Raw genomic sequence first — 16,656 nt, 5'->3', positions numbered from 1 at the left:
TCTCGCTCTAAACGCATTTTGAAAAAACGGCAAATTATCTCTTATTTTTTCTAAAATGAGAATAAATTTAGAAATTTCTTTGCGCGATCGCTCTTTGGATTAGTAAAAAACTCCTCTGGCTCGCTGATCTCCACGATCGCTCCAGCGTCCATAAATACGATCTTATTTGCAACCGCTCTTGCAAAGCTCATCTCGTGGGTGACTATTAGCATCGTCATGCCATCTTTGGCTAAATTTAGTATCACATCAAGCACTTCTCTAACGATCTCTGGATCAAGCGCAGCCGTAACCTCGTCAAATAGCATGATCTCAGGGTTTAAACAAAGGCTTCTAACGATTGCTATGCGCTGCTTTTGACCGCCGCTTAGCTCCTTTGGATAGGCAAATTTCTTATCAAGTAGTCCAACCTTGCTTAGCCACATATCAGCCGTCTTTTCAGCCTCAGCTCTATCTCTTTTTTGCACCTTCAAAGGCCCAAGAAGGACGTTGTCTATAACGTTCATGTGATCAAAGAGCTCGTAGCTTTGAAAGACCATGCCGACCTTTTGGCGGATCCTTTGCCACTCATTAAATTTAGCATCTATCACTTCGCCGTCTATGACGATCTCGCCGCTTGCTATGCTCTCAAGGCCGTTTATGCACCTAAGAGTTGTACTCTTGCCACAGCCTGATGGCCCAAGAAGCACGACCACCTCGCCACTTTTTACCTCTAAGCTTATATCTTTTAAGGCGTGAAGCTCTCCATAAAATTTGTTTATTTTTTTAAGTTCTAAGATATTTTCGCTCATTTTAGCTCCATTTTTCTTCTAGTTTTTTCGATAGTTTTGAGACTGGATAGCAGATCGCAAAATATAAAAAGAATATGAGCGTGTATATCCAAAATGGCGCCATAGGATTTGTAAATACATTTCGCTCGATGATCTGCTGGCCGACCTTGACCACCTCTACAACACCGATTAGCACGACGATAGAGGTCGTTTTTATCATACGGCTTAGTAAATTTACAGCTCCAGGCACCAGCCTTCTTGTAGCAAGTGGGATGATGACATAAAAGTAAATTTGAAATTTGCTAAGTCCAAGTGAGGCGGCTGACTCAAACTGGTGCTTTGGTATCGAGGTGATAGCACCGCGCACGATATCCATCATCTCAAAAACGCCCCAAAGGCTAAAGACGATGAGCGAGGCGGTAAATGCTGAGATATGGATATCAAAAGCCTTGCTAACGCCAAAATAAAATAAAAATAGCCAGACGATCTGAGGCATGATGCGCACGATCTCGAGGCAAATTTTTAAAACAAAATAGATAAATTTGTTTTTCATGCTCATCAAAACGCCAAGTATGAGGCCACCGATAACGGAGATGATAATCGAGATAAACGAAATTTCAGTGCTTACAACAAGACCTTCAAGCAGTCTTAGTAAATTTTGCGTGTCAAATAATATACTAACTCCTTGCATTTCTAACCCTTTTTTCGATGTAGCTAAGCGCCAGCGAGACTGGCAAGATGATGACAAGATAGCTAATAACCAGCATAAAAAGCGCCTCATCTGTCTTGTAGTAAAGCCCGATGAGATCCTTTGCGACGTAGACTAGATCAGCAAGGGCTACGATACTAACGATACTTGTCTCTTTTAGTAAAAATATGACGTTTGCGCTGATACTTGGAAGTGCCACGCTAAAGGCTTGTGGCAAGATGACATATCTTAAGAGTTGGTTTTTACTGAGTGCGATGCTAAGTCCTGCTTCTATCTGCGACTTTCTCACCGCCTCAAAGCCAAGTCTAAAGCTCTCGCTCATATAGCTGCCACCAAGAAAGCTAAGTCCCGCGACCGCACAGGTAAAGCCACTCATCGACACTCCAAGCTTTGGCAAGCCGTAGTATAAAAAGAATAGCTGGATAAGAAGCGGTGTGTTTCTTGAAAGCTCAACGTAGCAATCAACAAGCTTTGAGAGAAATTTTAGCTTGTAAAATTTCACAGCCATGCAAAAAATGCCTATCAAAATAGAAAAAACTATCCCCAAAAAGGCGATCTGGCAGGTGAGAATCCCAGCCTTTACAAAAAGGGGGTAAAATTTCTCAATAAACTCAAAATCCATAAACTTTAATCCAATCTGAAAAATGGAGTTATTTTATCCCATAATCATAAATTTAAAACTAATTAGATATGATCACGCTTTAAATTTAAGCTTACAAAAAGGATAAAATTTGATCGATCTTTTTCAGATCATCGGTTTTTTAGGGATGATTTGCATCGTGATGGGCTACTTTTTACTTCAGATCGGCCGCCTAAATAGCCACGATCTAGCCTATCAGATAATAAATTTAGCAGGTGCGGTACTACTTATAATCTCGCTTTTTGTGCACTTTAACCTCGGCTCGTTTTTGATAGAGGTCTTTTGGATAATCATTACGATTTATGGAATTTATAAAATTTATAAGGAGAGAGCGTGAGAGCGTATGCAGAGTGGGAGGAGCAGGAGCTTTTGTTTTTATCGCTGCCACATAGTAAGAGCGACTGGGAGCCTTATTTAGAGGAGATTTTGGCGAGCTATGAGGAGCTTGTGGCTGCTGTTACGCCCTATGAAAAGGTGGTGCTTATCTGCCCTGATGAGGCAAATTTTACTAGGTTTAAGAAATTTAAAAATGTAGAGTTTGTAAAGCTTGAGACTGATGATACTTGGATCAGAGACTACGGCATGATCGACGTTTGCACCAAGGACGGCGTAAAGAGCTACGACTTTAAATTTAACGCTTGGGGCGGTAAATTTAAGAGTTCAAAAGATGATGCGATAAATTTAGAGCTAGCTAAAATTTATAAGACCAAGCTTGAGCCAGTTGATATGATACTAGAGGGCGGAAGTATTGAATTTAACGGAGATGGCGTGCTTTTAACCACCTCAAAATGCCTGCTAAATGAAAATAGAAACAAAGCATTTAGCAAAGAGCAGATCGAAGAAAAACTAAAAAATTTATTTGGCTTAAAGCGTATCATCTGGCTTGAAAATGGCTTTATAAGGGGTGATGACACAGATAGTCACATCGATACTTTAGCGCGCTTTATCACGCCTGATACGATAGCTTACGCAGCTTGCGAAGATGGGAGCGATGAACACTTTGATGAGCTAAAAAAAATGGAGGATGAGCTTAAAAAAACTGGCTTTAGGCTGCTTGCCTTGCCACTACCTAAGCCTAAATTTTATGATGGCAAAAGGCTTGGCTGCACCTATGCAAACTTTATCTTTATAAATGGTGCGCTAATCGTGCCAATATATAATGACGAAAACGATGAAAAGGTGTTAAATTTACTAGCCAAGGCGCTGCCAGATAGAAAGATCATCGGTGTAAATTCGCTAGTTTTTGTCCGTCAAAATGGCTCGCTTCACTGCTCAAGCCAAAATAGATACAAAAGGTCTTAACCTTGTCAAGTCCGTTTGATTATGAGTTTAACAGCATAAATAAGCAGGAGTGCACGCAGGGCGAAAATAAGGCCGTTATTGCAGCTGGAGCTTGCGCCTTTTTGCTTGCACTTGTGAAATTTACAGCTGGACTTTTTAGCGGCTCAGTCGCTGTGCTTGGCTCGGCGATTGATTCGATGCTTGATTTTATCGTTTCGCTTTTAAATTTATTTGCGCTTAGAAAGTCAAGAAAGCAAGCCGATGAGAGATTTAACTTTGGCTACACAAAGCTAGAGGCCTTGGCAGCGCTATTTGAGTGCGTTATCATCGTGCTGGCTGCTGGATATATATTTTATGAGAGCATTAAGAAATTTAGCGAGCCAAATTTAGAGATAGACCTTGGCTTGAGCCTTGGCGTGATGGTATTTTCGGTCATAGTGACGCTATGTTTGGTGCTATTTTTAAACCAAATTTCTAAAAAAAGTGGCAACCTTATCATCAAAGCAGACGCACTGCACTACAAGATCGACCTTTTTAGCAACCTTGCAGTCATCATCTCGCTACTTATCATTAAATTTAGCGGATTTGTGATGATAGATGCGATCTTTGGTATCGTGATAAGTGGCTACATCGCTCAAAGCGCTATAAGCCTTGGCAAAGACGCCTTTGGTGTCTTACTAGATCACGCAGCAAGCCCTGAGGTCATAGATGGGATCATCAAGATGATAAAGGCAAAGCAGAGGATTTCAGACTTTCACTACCTAAACACAAGACAGAGTGCAAATACCATATTTTTAACGCTGCATTTAGTTTTTGACAAAGATATCTCGCTTTACGACGCGCACGAGGTGGCTGACTCGCTTGAAGCTGAGATAAGAGAGAAATTTAAGGAATTTTCGTGGCAGATAACCACGCATTTAGACCCATACAACGACAAAGAAGGGAGATGAGATGAAAGTAGCACTACTTCAACAAGAATTTAAGGGGACAAAAGAGGCGACCATCGCAAAGACGCTTGGGCTAATCGCCGAGGCAAAAAAAGGTGGCGCTGATCTAGTCGTCTGCCAAGAGCTGCACCAGACGCAGTATTTTTGCCAAAGCGAGGATACAAATTTCTTTGATCACGCAAATGATTGGCAAGAGGACGTCGCTTTTTGGGGCAGGGTGGCAAAAGAAAATGGCGTAGTTTTAGTCACTTCGCTCTTTGAAAAGAGGGCTGACGGACTTTATCACAACACCGCTTTTGTCTTCGAGCGTGACGGCAGCGTGGCTGGCAAATACAGAAAAATGCACATCCCTGATGACCCTGGATTTTACGAGAAATTTTACTTCACGCCTGGCGACATTGGCTTTGAGCCAGTTGAGACTAGCCTTGGCAAGCTTGGCGTTTTGGTTTGTTGGGATCAGTGGTATCCAGAGGCAGCAAGGCTGATGGCGCTAAAAGGGGCGAAAATTCTCATCTATCCAACGGCTATTGGCTGGTTTGAGGGAGATAGCGAGGATGAAAAGTCAAGACAGCTTGAAGCGTGGGTGGCAGTGCAAAGAGGTCACAGCGTGGCAAACGGCCTGCCAGTTGTTGCAGTAAATCGTGTGGGCTTTGAAAAAGACGATAGTGGCGTGATGGATGGGATTAAGTTTTGGGGAAATAGCTTTGTTTTTGGGCCACAAGGCGAGCAGCTTTTCCGCGCAAATAGCACAGATGAGCTATGCAAGATCGTTGAGATAGATATGAAAAGAAGCGAAGAAGTGCGCAGAATTTGGCCATTTTTAAGAGACCGCAGGATCGACGCCTACGCAAATATCACAAAGAGATTTATCGACTAAATTTAGAGCTAGAGTTTCTAGCTCTTAAAATTTAGAATGCTTGTAAAAGAAATATAAATTTATTCTTAAGAAAATATTTTTTTAAGCCTTGATTGTGTAGAATAGTTGCAACTTTACCAAAATGGCATAAAAATATCATATCAAAAAGATACAAAGCTAAATTTATAGAATAAAATAGCCTTAAATTTTTTGAAAGGATTTTAGATGAAAACTACTTCTTTGGCACTTGCTGGATTGCTTTTGGCAACAACACTTTCAGCAAAAGAATTTATCAGTATCGGCACTGGCGGCATGACAGGTACATACTATCCGATAGGTGGAGCGATCTGCCGTTTGGCAAATAAAAATACAGATGTAAAATGCTCTGTTCAATCAACTGGCGGCTCAGTTTACAACGTAAATAACGTCCTTAAAAAAGAGCTTACATTTGGTTTTGTTCAAAGTGACGTCGTCTATGATAAATATAACGGCACTGGCAAATTTGACGGAGCAAAAGATGAAAATTTACGCTCAGTAGTTGCGATCTATCCAGAGCTTCTTGCATTTGTTGTAGCAAAAGATAGCGGTCTTACAAGCGATCTCTCTTCATTTGCTGGTAAAAAATACAACGTCGGAAACCCAGGCAGCGGCAACGAAGTGAGCACACTTGAAGTCTTTAAGGCAAAAGGCTTTGACGTTTCAAAACTAGGATACCGCGGCGTTTTAACAGTTGGCGAATGCCCACACGCACTAAAAGATAAAAAGATAGACGGATATAGCTTTGTTGTCGGTCACCCAACTGCAAACATCACTGATGCAGCGACATCTTTGCCTATTGATATCCTAAACATCGAAGGCAGCGAGATCGATAATCTTCTTAAAGAAAAACCATACTTTGCAAAAGGTGTGATCCCAAAAGGCTCATATGATGGCGTCGATCACGATGTAAATACTATCGGCGTAAAAGCTGTTTTAGTAACTAGTAAAGATACAAAAGATGAGGCTGTAAAAGCTGTGATAAAAGCTATTTTAGATAACTTTGATGAGTATAAAACTCTTCACCCAGCGCTAAAATCAGTAAATAAAGAAGATCTCGTCCAAGGTCTTTCAGCTCCGCTTCATCCGGCTGCAGAGGCTGCATTTAAAGAGGCTGGTATCTTAAAATAACTCAAATTTCCAGGGGCTTTTGCCTCTGGATAAAATTTAAATATGTAAATTCTTTTAAATTTTTATATTTAAATTTTAAAGGAGAGAGATGAACGAAGTTAATGACAACGAAGAACAATTTGTCGAAGTAAAGACAAGAGAGATAAATAGCAATTTTTACAACTATTTCATCGCATTTGCGTGTTTCTCTTGGTCGGTTTTTCAGCTTTATATAGCGTATTTCCCACTAAATACTAACATTTCACGCTCTATTCACCTAGCTTTTGCGGTTGGGCTTGTATTTTTGCTCTATCCAGTCACTTTTCATAAAAAGGCTCACTCAAGTTTGCCACTTTACGACCTAGTTTTTTGCGTGGTAGGCGTTGTTGCCGTGCTTTATCCAGCGGTTTATTTTTATGAGCTAGCTGATAGGACAGGGGATTATATCACTAAAGATATCGTTATATCGTTTTTGGCGATCATCGTCTTACTTGAGGCTGGCAGGCGTGTCATGGGACCAGCACTTCCTATCATTTGTATATTATTTTTGATATACGATCACTTTGGTCCTTATATGCCAGACATCATCGCTCATCAAGGCGCTAGCTTTGAAAAGATCGCAGGGCACATGTTTTTGACGACTGAGGGCGTCTTTGGCGTGCCTATTGGCGTTAGTGTTAGCTTTATCTACCTTTTTGTTCTTTTTGGCTCATTACTTGAGCGAGCAGGTGCTGGACAATACTTCATAAATTTAGCCTTTTCTCTTCTTGGTAAATATAGAGGTGGCCCAGCTAAGGCTTCAGTCATCGCAAGTGGCCTAACTGGCATGGTTTCAGGCAGCTCAACAGCAAACGTCGTCACCGTTGGTACATTTACCATACCACTTATGAAAAAGGCTGGCCTTTCACGCACAAAAGCTGGAGCTATCGAGGTTGCAGCTGGCGTAAATGGACAGCTCATGCCTCCTATCATGGGTGCTGCTGCTTTTATCATAGCTGAGTTTTTAGGCATGACATATACAAACGTGATGATGGCGGCGGTTATCCCAGCATTTGCTTGTTATTTGTCGCTATTTTTCATCGTGCATTTAGAGAGCGTCAAACTTGGACTAAAGGGCATAAATCAGAGCGAATTTCACTCAAGATTTAAAATTTTCGTTAGCGGTCTTCACTATATAACGCCGATCTTGATTTTACTTTATACTCTTTTAATCGCAAAAGAGTCAGCCATAGCCGCAGCTTTTAATGCGATAGGATTTTTATTTTTGATAATGATCTTTCAAGAGCCAACTAAAAAGCTAGCTTCAGGCGAAAAGGTAGGGCTAAACGATGTGCTTCTTGGCTTTGAGGATATATTTTGGGCGATGGTCGCAGCTGCAAAGAGTATGACCACAATCGCCATCGCAACCGCGCTTGCAGGCATCATCGTGGGCTCTATCTCGCTAACTGGCCTTGGTCAAGTACTTTCTGATCTGGTCGAGCTTCTAGCGGGCGATAACATCATGATGATCCTACTTTTAACGGCTCTTATGTCGCTCATCCTTGGCATGGGGCTTCCAACAACGGCAAACTACATCGTCGTCTCAAGTCTTGTTGCGCCAGTTATCTTGTTTTTGGCGCATAAAAATGGCTTCTTGATCCCAGCCATCGCCGTGCATCTTTTTGTATTTTACTTTGGAATTTTAGCCGATGATACGCCACCAGTTGGTATCGCAGCCTACGCAGCAGCGGGCATTGCCAAGGCAAATCCAATAACCGTTGGCGTGCAAGGATTTTTTTACGATCTAAGAACAGCGATTTTGCCATTTGCCTTTTTCTTTAACAACAAACTTATGCTTATTGAGAACATAAACACGAGCGATCCGCTTGACTCAAAAGGGATAGTCTGGATGAGCAATCCGCTTGAAATTTTACTCGTCTTTGGCATGGCGATCGTGGGAATGTTTGCCTTTTCTAGCTTGCTTCAAGGATACTACGTCACAAAGCTTAGGATTTGGGAGAGAGTGCTACTTATCCCTGTCGTGCCTCTAGCACTTGTGCCAAACATCTGCGTGAAATTTGGTCTGATGCCAAACGAATACACAGCCTACATTGTAGCAGCGGCTCTTTATGGCTTTGTATTTATGACTCAGTGGGGCATAAAAGATAAACCGCTTGATCAAATAAGAGCGATTTAACACTAGGCAAGAGCTCTCTTGCCTAAACCTTTAAATTTATTTATAAATTTCCATTGATTTTGTAAAAAGTGAGAATTTAGGCTTTAAAAACCTAGAGATCAAAGTTGTTTTGAGCGTTTCAGATCGCCGGCAAACTCGCAAGCGAGCTTATCACCTAGCTTGCAACCTTTTTCTAAAACCGCGTAGGCCTCTTTAAATTTATGATCATCTATTAGTATTGATCCCATCATCGCGCAAGAGTAGCCGTCATTTAGCTCGCATGCTTTGTTAAAAAGCTCTCTTGCCTTTTGTGGATCGTTATCTAGATAAATTCCACCGGCTGCTGAGCAACCCTCTTTTTCACCGCCTTGGCAAGCTTTATTGTAAAACTCTAGCGCTTTGTTGCTATCTGGCACGTCAGTTTTGCCAACCTGGTATATCGCACCTGCTATTACGCATGATCTTGCGTCATTTGCCGCGCAACCTGCTTCAAATTTAGACAAAGCCTCAGTGAAATTTGAGTCAGCATAAGCCTTCAAGCCATCTTCAAAGTCGCCTGCTAGAGCGCAAGCTGCAAGAAGCGAGATAAAAATCATTTTTTTCATAAAATTTTCCTTTTGTAAAGTAATGTGTAATTTTAACATATTAAATTTACACTTACTTGATGAAAAATAATTATGATTTTAAAATTTGCTCTTGCTCTTTGTAATCAGGCATGATGGCTTCTATAAATTTATAAAAGCTGCTTTGATGATGCGGATAGAGCAGGTGAGTAAGCTCGTGAAGTATGACGTAGCGCACGGCTGAGAGCGGCTTTTCGATGAGCCTTAGGCTTAAGTTTATATAGCCTTTTTTGTGGTTGCAGCTCCCCCAGCGAGTTTTGCTATCTCTTATGACGATGCGACTAACTGGCTTATTGATATGAGGCTGATAGTAGCTTACAAGCTCTAAAAATAGCTCTTTTGCTCTTGCTTTTTTAAAGCGCTCAAGTGCCTTTAAATTTGGCGTTATGATAAATTTATCTTCAAAAAATGGCATCTTTACGCTCTCATCAAATTTGATCTTATAAATTTGCCCAAGAAATTTCATCTCATCATCTTTTGGCAAATTTAAAAGGGCTTTTTTATATGAGTTTTCAAGCCAAATTTTATGTGTCTCAAGAAAGCTAAGAGCCATCTTTTGCGTGCTGTAAAATGGCATAGAAAGCGTGATCTTAGCGTCCTTGCCAACTCTTAATCGCATAGCCTTTACATTTGTTTTAAAATGTATTAAAACGCTTAAGCCATAAAAGTCTAAATTTAGGCTCTTTTGCCTTAAACTAGGCGTTTTTCTTGCCACTTTTTGCTTCTCCAGCGCCAGGTATTTGCAAGGCCTCTTAGCCACTCATCAGCGCAAAATCCTATCCAAACGCCAACGATGCCCCAGCCAAGGTGTATGCCTAAGAAATATCCAAGCGGCAGCGAAAGCCCCCACATAAAGATAAGCCCAGTTGCTAGTGGAAATTTCGCGTCGCCACTTGCACGAAGGGCATTTACGATGACGATGTTAAAGGTTCTGCCAGCCTCTAGCACGATCGAGAGGGTAAAGAGCGGTAGCATTATCTTGCGCAAGCTCTCATCTAAATTTAGCGCGTCCATGATCTTATACTTTAAGGCATAGGCGATCAAAACAACGACTAAGGTTATAAAAATGCCAAGCCACAAGGCTTTAAAGGTTCTTGTATAGGCCTGGTTAAACTCGCTTGCTCCAACCAAATGCCCCACGATGACCTCGTTTGCCACACTGATACTCGCTCCACAAAGCAAGATAAGAAGCGTGATCTGAAAGTAGATAGTCTGCACGCTAAGAGTTGCCTCGCCCATGCTCGCAATAAAGCCAAATGCGACCATGTATTGCGCCATCCAGAGTAAATTTTCGCCAGCGCTTGGCAAGCCAACTGAGAGTATTTTCTTTAAAATTCCAAACGGCACGACAAGCAGTTTGCTAAGATAAATTCTAACTTTTGCCACGCGAGTTAGCATGTAAAGTAGGACAAAAACGCCTATTAGTCTGCCCACAAATGTCGAGATAGCAACACCTTGCAGGCCTAAATTTGGCAGATCAAACCAGCCAAAAAGAGCGATGGCGTTGCCAAAGATGGTGATGATGTTCATCAAAACTGAAGTTAGCATCACAGCAGTTGCTAGGTTATAGACGCGAAGCACCGCAGCTAGCACCATGCCGATGCCATCAAATAGCAGGGCAAAGCCAAGGATGTGAAGGTATGAGAAGCTATCGTTTATGAGATCGTTTGGTACATTTAGTAAATTTAAGATGTTGTAGCCAAAGACGTAGATGATGATGGCTGAGAAGATACCAAAGATAGTATTTGACGTGATGCTTGCGTGTATGACGCTTGAAGCTAACTCGTTTTGCTTTGCGCCAAGAGCTTGTGCGACGACGACTGAGCAGCCCATGCTTAAAAAGTTAAAAATGGTCATAAAAAGATCCATCACTTGATTGCCCGCACCCATGGCGCCAACTAGATGCACGCTCACTTTTGTCACCATGTAGGTGTTTATGATGAGCGTTATAAAGTGCAAAAACATATCTAAAAATATAGGGACGACCAGTTTTTTCATAGAAAGATTCATAAATTTCTCCCTTTTTAAATTTTGGGGCGATTATAGCCAAATTAGGTTTTAGCTCCCTTTTGATATAATCCAAAAAATTTAAAATTTGAGAGAAAAATGGCATTAATCGACCTGATAGACGTTAGTAAAAAATTTGGCGCAAATGAAATTTTAAACAGCGTAAGCCTTAGCGTAAATGAAAATGAAAAGATAGCGATCATCGGCAAAAACGGCAGCGGCAAGAGCACGCTTATGAAGATCATCTCTGGCGAGGAGGCAGCAGATAGTGGCAGACGCATAGTGCAGAGCTTGATAAGCGTCGAGATGCTAGCGCAAAATCCAAATTTTAACGCCACTTTTAGCGTAAGAGATGCGCTAAATAACGAGCTAAAAGAGATATTTGACGCGATAAGCGAGTATGAAAAGAGTGGCGTTTTGCTAGCAAATGACCCAGAAAACAAGGAAATTTTAAAAGAGCAAGAGAAGCTTTTGAAATTTATAGAGGCAAAGGACGGCTGGAATATCGAGCATAAGATCGAGCGAATTTTGCAAGAATTTAAGCTAAAAGAGTATGAAAACAGGCCGATTTGCTCGCTAAGTGGTGGCGAGATCAGGCGTGTGGCATTGGGCGCTCTCATCCTTAAAAAGCCAGATGTGCTGCTGCTTGATGAGCCTACAAACCACCTTGATGTCTATATGGTCAAATTTCTTGAAGATATGCTTAAAAGCTCAATTCAAAGCATAGTTTTTATTAGCCACGATAGGTATTTTATTGATGCGCTCGCTACTAGGTGCGTTGAGGTCGAGGATGCAAGCTTAAAAAATTTCGAGGGCGGATATGCAAACTATCTAACCAAAAAAGAGGAAATTTTAGCAAGTCTTGCAAAGTCGCATGAGACACTGCTAAAACAGCTAAAGGCTGAAGAGGAGTGGCTAAGGCGCGGCGTAAAAGCTAGGCTAAAGCGAAACGAGGGCAGAAAAGAGCGGGTGCTCGCCATGCGCGAGGAGGCCAAGAAAAACCCAGGCGTGATAAGACGCGTGAGGCTTGAGCTAGAGCGTGCGAGTAAAAATTTCAATCAAACGCAGAGCCAAAACCGCAAAAAAATGCTATTTGAGTTTAAAAATTTAAGCAAAAGTATAGACGGCAAGATGCTTTTTGAAAAATTTGACGCAAGAATCTTGCAGGGCGAGAGGATAGCCATAGTTGGGCGAAACGGCAGTGGAAAGAGCACTTTGCTTAAAATTTTGCTAGGGCTTGAAAAACAAAGTAGCGGCGAGATAAAAAGGGGCGAGGTGAGTATCGGCTACTTTGATCAAGCTAGAAATGTCCTTGATGATGATAAGAGCCTTATAGAGACCTTTTGCCCAAATGGCGGCGACCACGTGCTAGTTCGTGGGCGAAATATGCATGTTTATGGCTATCTTAAAAATTTCCTCTTTCCAAAGGAATTTCTGGATAAAAAGATAGGCGTTTTAAGTGGCGGCGAGAAAAACCGCGTGGCACTTGCGATGCTTTTTACTAAAACATACGATGTGCTGGTGCTTGACGAGCCGACAAACGACCTTGATATCGCAACTATCAACATCTTAGAAGACTACTTGCAAAGCTTTGAGGGGGCTATCTTGCTAGTTAGCCACGATAGATATTTTGTCGATAAGATGGCAAATAAGCTCTGGGCGTTTGAGGGCACGAAGATAAATGTCTTGCACGAGGAGTATAGCGTCTATTTGGAGCTTGAAGATGAGATGAAAGAGCTTGATAAATTTGAAAAAGAGCTCTCAAATAGCCAAAATGAAGCCAAGCAAAAGAGTAAATCTGGCGCAAAACTAAGCTACAAACAAACGCAAATTTTAAACACATATCCAGATAAAATTTCAGCCCTTGAAGCAAGGGTAGCTGAGCTAAATGATGGGCTTAGTGATCCTAAAATTTATCAAGAAGTGGGTCTTGCTAAGCTTTATGAAGAGCTAGAAAAGGCAAAAGCTGAGCTTGAAAGCCTAGAAAATGAGTATTTTGAAGTTTTGGAGATAGCTGAGGAGCTAGAGTAGCTTGAAAAAGATCGGTAGGATAAGTGCGCTAAATAGAAGAGTTGTTAGGCAAAATTTAGCCACAAGTATGAGCCTTTTGATAGGTAAAGAGAGATTTAGCGGGGTGTTTTCACCAGAGATAGAAAAATATGAAGTGGGTGATCTAATCGAGATAAAATATAAGAGGGTTGGATTTTTAAATAAGATAGATATTATTAGGCTAATCGCAACAAATAGAGAAAATTCGGACTTATATGAAAGGTTGAAAAATTTATTTTATATGATTATGTTTTTTTATTTTTCTCTTTTTTTATTGATGGTGATTTATTATGGGGTTTTAAAGAATTTTAGTATTATTGGAGCTATTTTAGCGTTATGTGCTGTTTGGCTATTAAATACAGTAGTTAGAGTAGTATATTATCAGTTTTTAATTTTTAGATATTTTATATTTGGATAGGTACTTTAAAATTTAAATTTATGAAAGGTTTTTGCGCCATGATGAGGTCGCTAAATTTGTTTGAAACGAGGCTAAAATGCTAAAAAAACATCCGCTAATCTCTGTAATAATCGCCATTGTTGTGATATTTTTTGCTGTCTATTTTTTTATCTTTGGGTTAGCTACTATTTTAGATGACGACATTGGCGATAGTAAAGAGCTAAATAATAGCTATTTTTACGTCAAAGATGACAAGGTCTATGCCATGGTGCCAAGTGGGGGTAAATTTGAGCTAATAGGCGTGAGGGCCAGTAAATTTAGATACATTGACACCGGCAAATACGACAACAGAAACGTTGGCGCTAGCGATAAGGCGGTATATTGCGGTAACCTCGTGATGAGTGGGCTTGATCCAAATGGCGTTAGGGCACTTGGTAATGGCTACTTTGGTGACGGCAAGATCACATATTTTTGCGATAGCGAAAGCGAGACAAACCTCGAAATATCCGCACTTAAAGAGTTTTGGGATATCTTCTCACATAAAATGTTTAAAACCCCTAAAGCGCAAACTCATATCTATAAATTTAGGCAGGTTGATAACGTAAATTTAGCAGCTATCTTGGGCTTTGGCTACGCAAGCGACGGAGTAAAAGTCTATCATGAGGGCAAAGAGCTAGATGGCGCAAATGCTAGCAAGATGCGTTATATCGAGCAGGTATCTGGTAGAAAGAGCATACATTTTACGACTGATGGAGAAAATGTCTATTATGACAGCATAAAATTAGGGATCAAATTTAGCCCACAAATGCGTGATATCGGAGAGATATGGCGCATTCACTATCTTTATGAGCCAAATTCTGGCATGGTCTATGCAAACGATCATGAATTTGACCCCAAATTTGCCCCATACGAGCCACTTTTTAACCTAGAAGACAGGCACACCTATCATGCGCTCTTTCGCGGCAAAGGCGGGATCTATCACTGGGAGCGAAAGTGGCAGTGGTATAACAGCATAGATGAGGGCGAGTTTGTAAGAGATGGCGACGATCCTTTTAAAGGCGAGATAACGCCGCTATATGGCGACGTGGTGATAAGTGATGGCAAGACATATTTTCTAAAAACCTATGAAATTTGGCACAACACAAAAAATAACCACAGCCTAAGCTCACGCCACACGTGTATTGTAAGGCTTGATACAAAAGAGCAGTGGCGAAAGATAGGACTTGTAAGAAACGATGGCTACGGAGCGGTCTATGCAAACGGAGATAAGACATATTATTTTGATAACGTCGGCTACGGCTGGCGTTTTAACAGCAGTGTTTATGATATAAACGACCTTGGCGTAGTTGAAATTCTCACTCGTCCTTATGGTCCAAATGTTAAGAATTTAAAACTTGATGAGATAGTAAAAATGGTAGATCAAGGCGCTATGACGCCAGCTGAGGGCGAGGTGGTGATCGATGCGATAAGCGACTTTGATGATTAATCGCAAAAATATGCCTACTGGATATTTTTAGCCATTGCATTTATAGTCTCGGTGGTTGGCGCTATTTTTAAAAACAAAAAGCAAAAAAGCGAGCTTAAAAAAAGGGTGGATGACTATAGATAATGAGAAAAATTGCGACTAAGATACTTTGTCTTTTTGTCATTTTGACGCTATTTTTTGTTTTGGCGATGCTTTATCTATGGCATGAGGGCGAGTATCAAAGAAGCTTTGCAAACATTGATAATAGCGAGTTTTACCGCTCGCCTGAGGGTAAAATTTACGTTCAAATTTCAGGCAGTGGCAAGTATGAGCTAAAAGGCGTCGATGAGGCTAGTTTTAGGGTCTTAAAGCTAAAACACGCGTATGATTACTCAAATGTGGCGGCTGATAAAAACAGTGTCTATTGCGCTAGAGAAATTTTGCCAGGACTTGATCCAAAAAGTGCCAAAGTGCTTGGTAATGGCTATATAAGTGATGGCAAGATAAGCTATTATTGCGCTACTAGAAGCGAGAAAGAGCCAGGATTTAGCGAATTTGGCGCCATTATGAAAAACCTTGTTCACACCTTTATAAAAAGCTACGATGATAGCCCTTATTTTTACAGGACAAAAAGGGTCGAAAGCACAAATTTAGAGCCTATATTTGACGCTGGTTTTGCAAGAGACGGCGGCACGCTTTACTACAAGGGCGAAAAGATAGACGCAGATCCTAGCGAGCTAAGATATATCACGGCAGAAAATGGCGCTGCTAGCGGATATTACACAGATGGCAAAAGCTTGTTTATGGGCTTTTATAGGCTTGATACAAGCTACTCGGATGAGACGCGCCGGATATGCTATGACCCAAAGCATGATATAGAATATCTTTTTGAGCCAAAAAGTGGGGCGGTGTTTGCAAATGAGCGTAAATTTAGCACCCAAAATATGCCTTATAGCGCCATTTATAGCGTGGATAACGTGCACTCGTTTTGGCCTCTTTTTGCCAGCAAAGATGGAATTTACTTTTGGGATGGCAGTAAAAACGAGCAGGCTAAAATTTCAGACTACCAGCTAAAAGGTGAGCTAAAAAGGCTCTATGCTGACGTTTTTGTAGATGAGAGCTCAGCGTATTTCTTACAGCAAGGTGAAGAGTGGCGGCGCTCAAAGCATGGCAGGCACTTAGAGGCGCAAACAGTCTCTTTATATAAATTTGCCCCAAGTAGCTCTTGGCGCGAAGTAGGGCTGGTAAAAGATGGCGAGTATGGCGCAGTCTATGCAAACGGCGATAAGCACTATTTTTTTAGCAGCATAAAGCCATTTTATGGCATAAAGCATAGCGTTTATGAGGTGGCGGGTCCTAGCGTCATAGAAATTTTAACAAGAGCATCTAAAGAGCTTAGCGCAAAAGATATCAGCGATATGATAAAGCGCGGCGAGCTAGTGGAGGCAAGCGGCGAAGAAGTCGCAAGGTCGAGGATAGAGTATGACTCGCCAAAGATCATTTTGTATATCACATTTGGCATCGCTTTTGTCGTCATAGTGCTAACAACTCTTGCAAAACCAAAGAGAGATAAAAGCGACTTGAGATAAATTTCAAAGTGGCTATTTTTGGCGG

16 protein-coding genes are annotated in these 16,656 nt (G+C 41.2%); 10 read left to right on the top strand and 6 right to left on the bottom strand.

The window, feature by feature from the left end; translation table 11 throughout:
- Positions 1–50: 50 nt before the first annotated feature.
- From UNSWCS_RS01250 to UNSWCS_RS01240, 3 genes are read right to left on the bottom strand one after another with little or no spacing between them, the layout of a single operon-like run.
- On the bottom strand, positions 51–788 hold the full coding sequence (locus tag UNSWCS_RS01250) for an amino acid ABC transporter ATP-binding protein (RefSeq protein ID WP_021086964.1): 738 nt from the start codon (positions 786–788) through the stop codon (positions 51–53).
- Position 789: 1 nt separating this feature from the next.
- Positions 790–1,458: an amino acid ABC transporter permease gene (locus UNSWCS_RS01245; protein WP_021086936.1), complete on the bottom strand. Its 669-nt coding sequence runs from the start codon at positions 1,456–1,458 to the stop codon at positions 790–792.
- Positions 1,445–2,098, bottom strand: coding sequence for an amino acid ABC transporter permease (locus UNSWCS_RS01240; RefSeq protein WP_021086986.1), 654 nt, complete (start codon positions 2,096–2,098; stop codon positions 1,445–1,447). Before UNSWCS_RS01240 ends, UNSWCS_RS01245 begins: the two co-directional genes overlap by 14 nt.
- Positions 2,099–2,207: 109 nt before the next feature.
- Between UNSWCS_RS01240 and UNSWCS_RS01235 the strand changes: the two genes are divergently transcribed.
- The 6 genes from UNSWCS_RS01235 (at position 2,208) to UNSWCS_RS01210 (ending at position 8,522) form a co-directional block, all read left to right on the top strand.
- On the top strand, positions 2,208–2,453 hold the full coding sequence (locus UNSWCS_RS01235; protein WP_002940350.1) for a CBU_0592 family membrane protein: 246 nt from the start codon (positions 2,208–2,210) through the stop codon (positions 2,451–2,453).
- A complete protein-coding gene (locus UNSWCS_RS01230; RefSeq protein ID WP_021086927.1) occupies positions 2,450–3,418 on the top strand; it encodes an agmatine deiminase family protein in 969 nt (322 codons plus the stop codon). Before UNSWCS_RS01235 ends, UNSWCS_RS01230 begins: the two co-directional genes overlap by 4 nt.
- A 2-nt stretch (positions 3,419–3,420) precedes the next feature.
- A complete protein-coding gene (locus UNSWCS_RS01225) occupies positions 3,421–4,347 on the top strand; it encodes a cation diffusion facilitator family transporter (protein ID WP_021086949.1) in 927 nt (308 codons plus the stop codon).
- Between the two features lies 1 nt (position 4,348).
- On the top strand, positions 4,349–5,221 hold the full coding sequence (locus UNSWCS_RS01220; protein WP_021086956.1) for a carbon-nitrogen hydrolase: 873 nt from the start codon (positions 4,349–4,351) through the stop codon (positions 5,219–5,221).
- 204 nt (positions 5,222–5,425) lie between these two features.
- Positions 5,426–6,367 carry a TAXI family TRAP transporter solute-binding subunit gene (locus UNSWCS_RS01215; protein ID WP_021086898.1) on the top strand — a complete coding sequence of 314 codons (942 nt, stop codon included), beginning with the start codon at positions 5,426–5,428 and terminating at the stop codon, positions 6,365–6,367.
- Between the two features lie 88 nt (positions 6,368–6,455).
- A complete protein-coding gene (locus UNSWCS_RS01210) occupies positions 6,456–8,522 on the top strand; it encodes a TRAP transporter permease (protein WP_021086929.1) in 2,067 nt (688 codons plus the stop codon).
- 98 nt (positions 8,523–8,620) lie between these two features.
- Here the strand turns inward: UNSWCS_RS01210 and UNSWCS_RS01205 are convergent, their stop codons facing one another.
- From UNSWCS_RS01205 to UNSWCS_RS01195, 3 genes are all read right to left on the bottom strand, one after another.
- Positions 8,621–9,106, bottom strand: coding sequence for a tetratricopeptide repeat protein (locus UNSWCS_RS01205; protein ID WP_021086902.1), 486 nt, complete (start codon positions 9,104–9,106; stop codon positions 8,621–8,623).
- Positions 9,107–9,176: 70 nt separating this feature from the next.
- Complete coding sequence (locus UNSWCS_RS01200; RefSeq protein ID WP_021086934.1) at positions 9,177–9,839, bottom strand: M48 family metallopeptidase; 663 nt, start codon at positions 9,837–9,839, stop codon at positions 9,177–9,179.
- A complete protein-coding gene (locus UNSWCS_RS01195; RefSeq protein WP_021086938.1) occupies positions 9,815–11,134 on the bottom strand; it encodes an MATE family efflux transporter in 1,320 nt (439 codons plus the stop codon). The genes UNSWCS_RS01200 and UNSWCS_RS01195 overlap by 25 nt, the downstream gene beginning before the upstream one ends.
- A gap of 96 nt (positions 11,135–11,230) precedes the next feature.
- Here UNSWCS_RS01195 and abc-f point away from each other — a divergent pair, with 96 nt between their 5' ends.
- The 4 genes from abc-f to UNSWCS_RS01175 all read left to right on the top strand — a co-directional run bounded on the left by abc-f (position 11,231) and on the right by UNSWCS_RS01175 (position 16,631).
- Positions 11,231–13,162 carry a ribosomal protection-like ABC-F family protein gene (abc-f, locus tag UNSWCS_RS01190; protein WP_021086984.1) on the top strand — a complete coding sequence of 644 codons (1,932 nt, stop codon included), beginning with the start codon at positions 11,231–11,233 and terminating at the stop codon, positions 13,160–13,162.
- 1 nt (position 13,163) lies between these two features.
- Positions 13,164–13,598 (top strand): hypothetical protein, encoded by a 435-nt coding sequence (locus tag UNSWCS_RS01185; protein WP_021086937.1) that lies wholly within the window; start codon positions 13,164–13,166, stop codon positions 13,596–13,598.
- A gap of 76 nt (positions 13,599–13,674) precedes the next feature.
- Positions 13,675–15,063: a DKNYY domain-containing protein gene (locus tag UNSWCS_RS01180; protein WP_021086972.1), complete on the top strand. Its 1,389-nt coding sequence runs from the start codon at positions 13,675–13,677 to the stop codon at positions 15,061–15,063.
- A gap of 122 nt (positions 15,064–15,185) precedes the next feature.
- A complete protein-coding gene (locus UNSWCS_RS01175; protein ID WP_021086939.1) occupies positions 15,186–16,631 on the top strand; it encodes a DKNYY domain-containing protein in 1,446 nt (481 codons plus the stop codon).
- Positions 16,632–16,656: the final 25 nt, after the last annotated feature.

Origin of the sequence: Campylobacter concisus UNSWCS (genome assembly GCF_000466685.1) — a bacterium.
GTDB classification, from domain to species: Bacteria; Campylobacterota; Campylobacteria; order Campylobacterales; family Campylobacteraceae; genus Campylobacter_A; species Campylobacter_A concisus_A.
Note: the sequence above shows the minus strand (reverse complement) of the source record. Positions and strands in the feature narration are given on the sequence as shown.

What these genes read in the sequence shown, in the direction of transcription:
- UNSWCS_RS01240 (WP_021086986.1), bottom strand. Translation starts at nt 2,098, where the DNA reads ATGGATTTTGAGTTTATTGAGAAATTTTACCCCCTTTTTGTAAAGGCT.
- UNSWCS_RS01245 (WP_021086936.1), bottom strand. Translation starts at nt 1,458, where the DNA reads ATGCAAGGAGTTAGTATATTATTTGACACGCAAAATTTACTAAGACTG.
- UNSWCS_RS01210 (WP_021086929.1), top strand. Translation starts at nt 6,456, where the DNA reads ATGAACGAAGTTAATGACAACGAAGAACAATTTGTCGAAGTAAAGACA.
- UNSWCS_RS01180 (WP_021086972.1), top strand. Translation starts at nt 13,675, where the DNA reads ATGCTAAAAAAACATCCGCTAATCTCTGTAATAATCGCCATTGTTGTG.
- UNSWCS_RS01250 (WP_021086964.1), bottom strand. Translation starts at nt 788, where the DNA reads ATGAGCGAAAATATCTTAGAACTTAAAAAAATAAACAAATTTTATGGA.
- UNSWCS_RS01195 (WP_021086938.1), bottom strand. Translation starts at nt 11,134, where the DNA reads ATGAATCTTTCTATGAAAAAACTGGTCGTCCCTATATTTTTAGATATG.
- UNSWCS_RS01215 (WP_021086898.1), top strand. Translation starts at nt 5,426, where the DNA reads ATGAAAACTACTTCTTTGGCACTTGCTGGATTGCTTTTGGCAACAACA.
- abc-f (WP_021086984.1), top strand. Translation starts at nt 11,231, where the DNA reads ATGGCATTAATCGACCTGATAGACGTTAGTAAAAAATTTGGCGCAAAT.
- UNSWCS_RS01175 (WP_021086939.1), top strand. Translation starts at nt 15,186, where the DNA reads ATGAGAAAAATTGCGACTAAGATACTTTGTCTTTTTGTCATTTTGACG.
- UNSWCS_RS01220 (WP_021086956.1), top strand. Translation starts at nt 4,349, where the DNA reads ATGAAAGTAGCACTACTTCAACAAGAATTTAAGGGGACAAAAGAGGCG.
- UNSWCS_RS01205 (WP_021086902.1), bottom strand. Translation starts at nt 9,106, where the DNA reads ATGAAAAAAATGATTTTTATCTCGCTTCTTGCAGCTTGCGCTCTAGCA.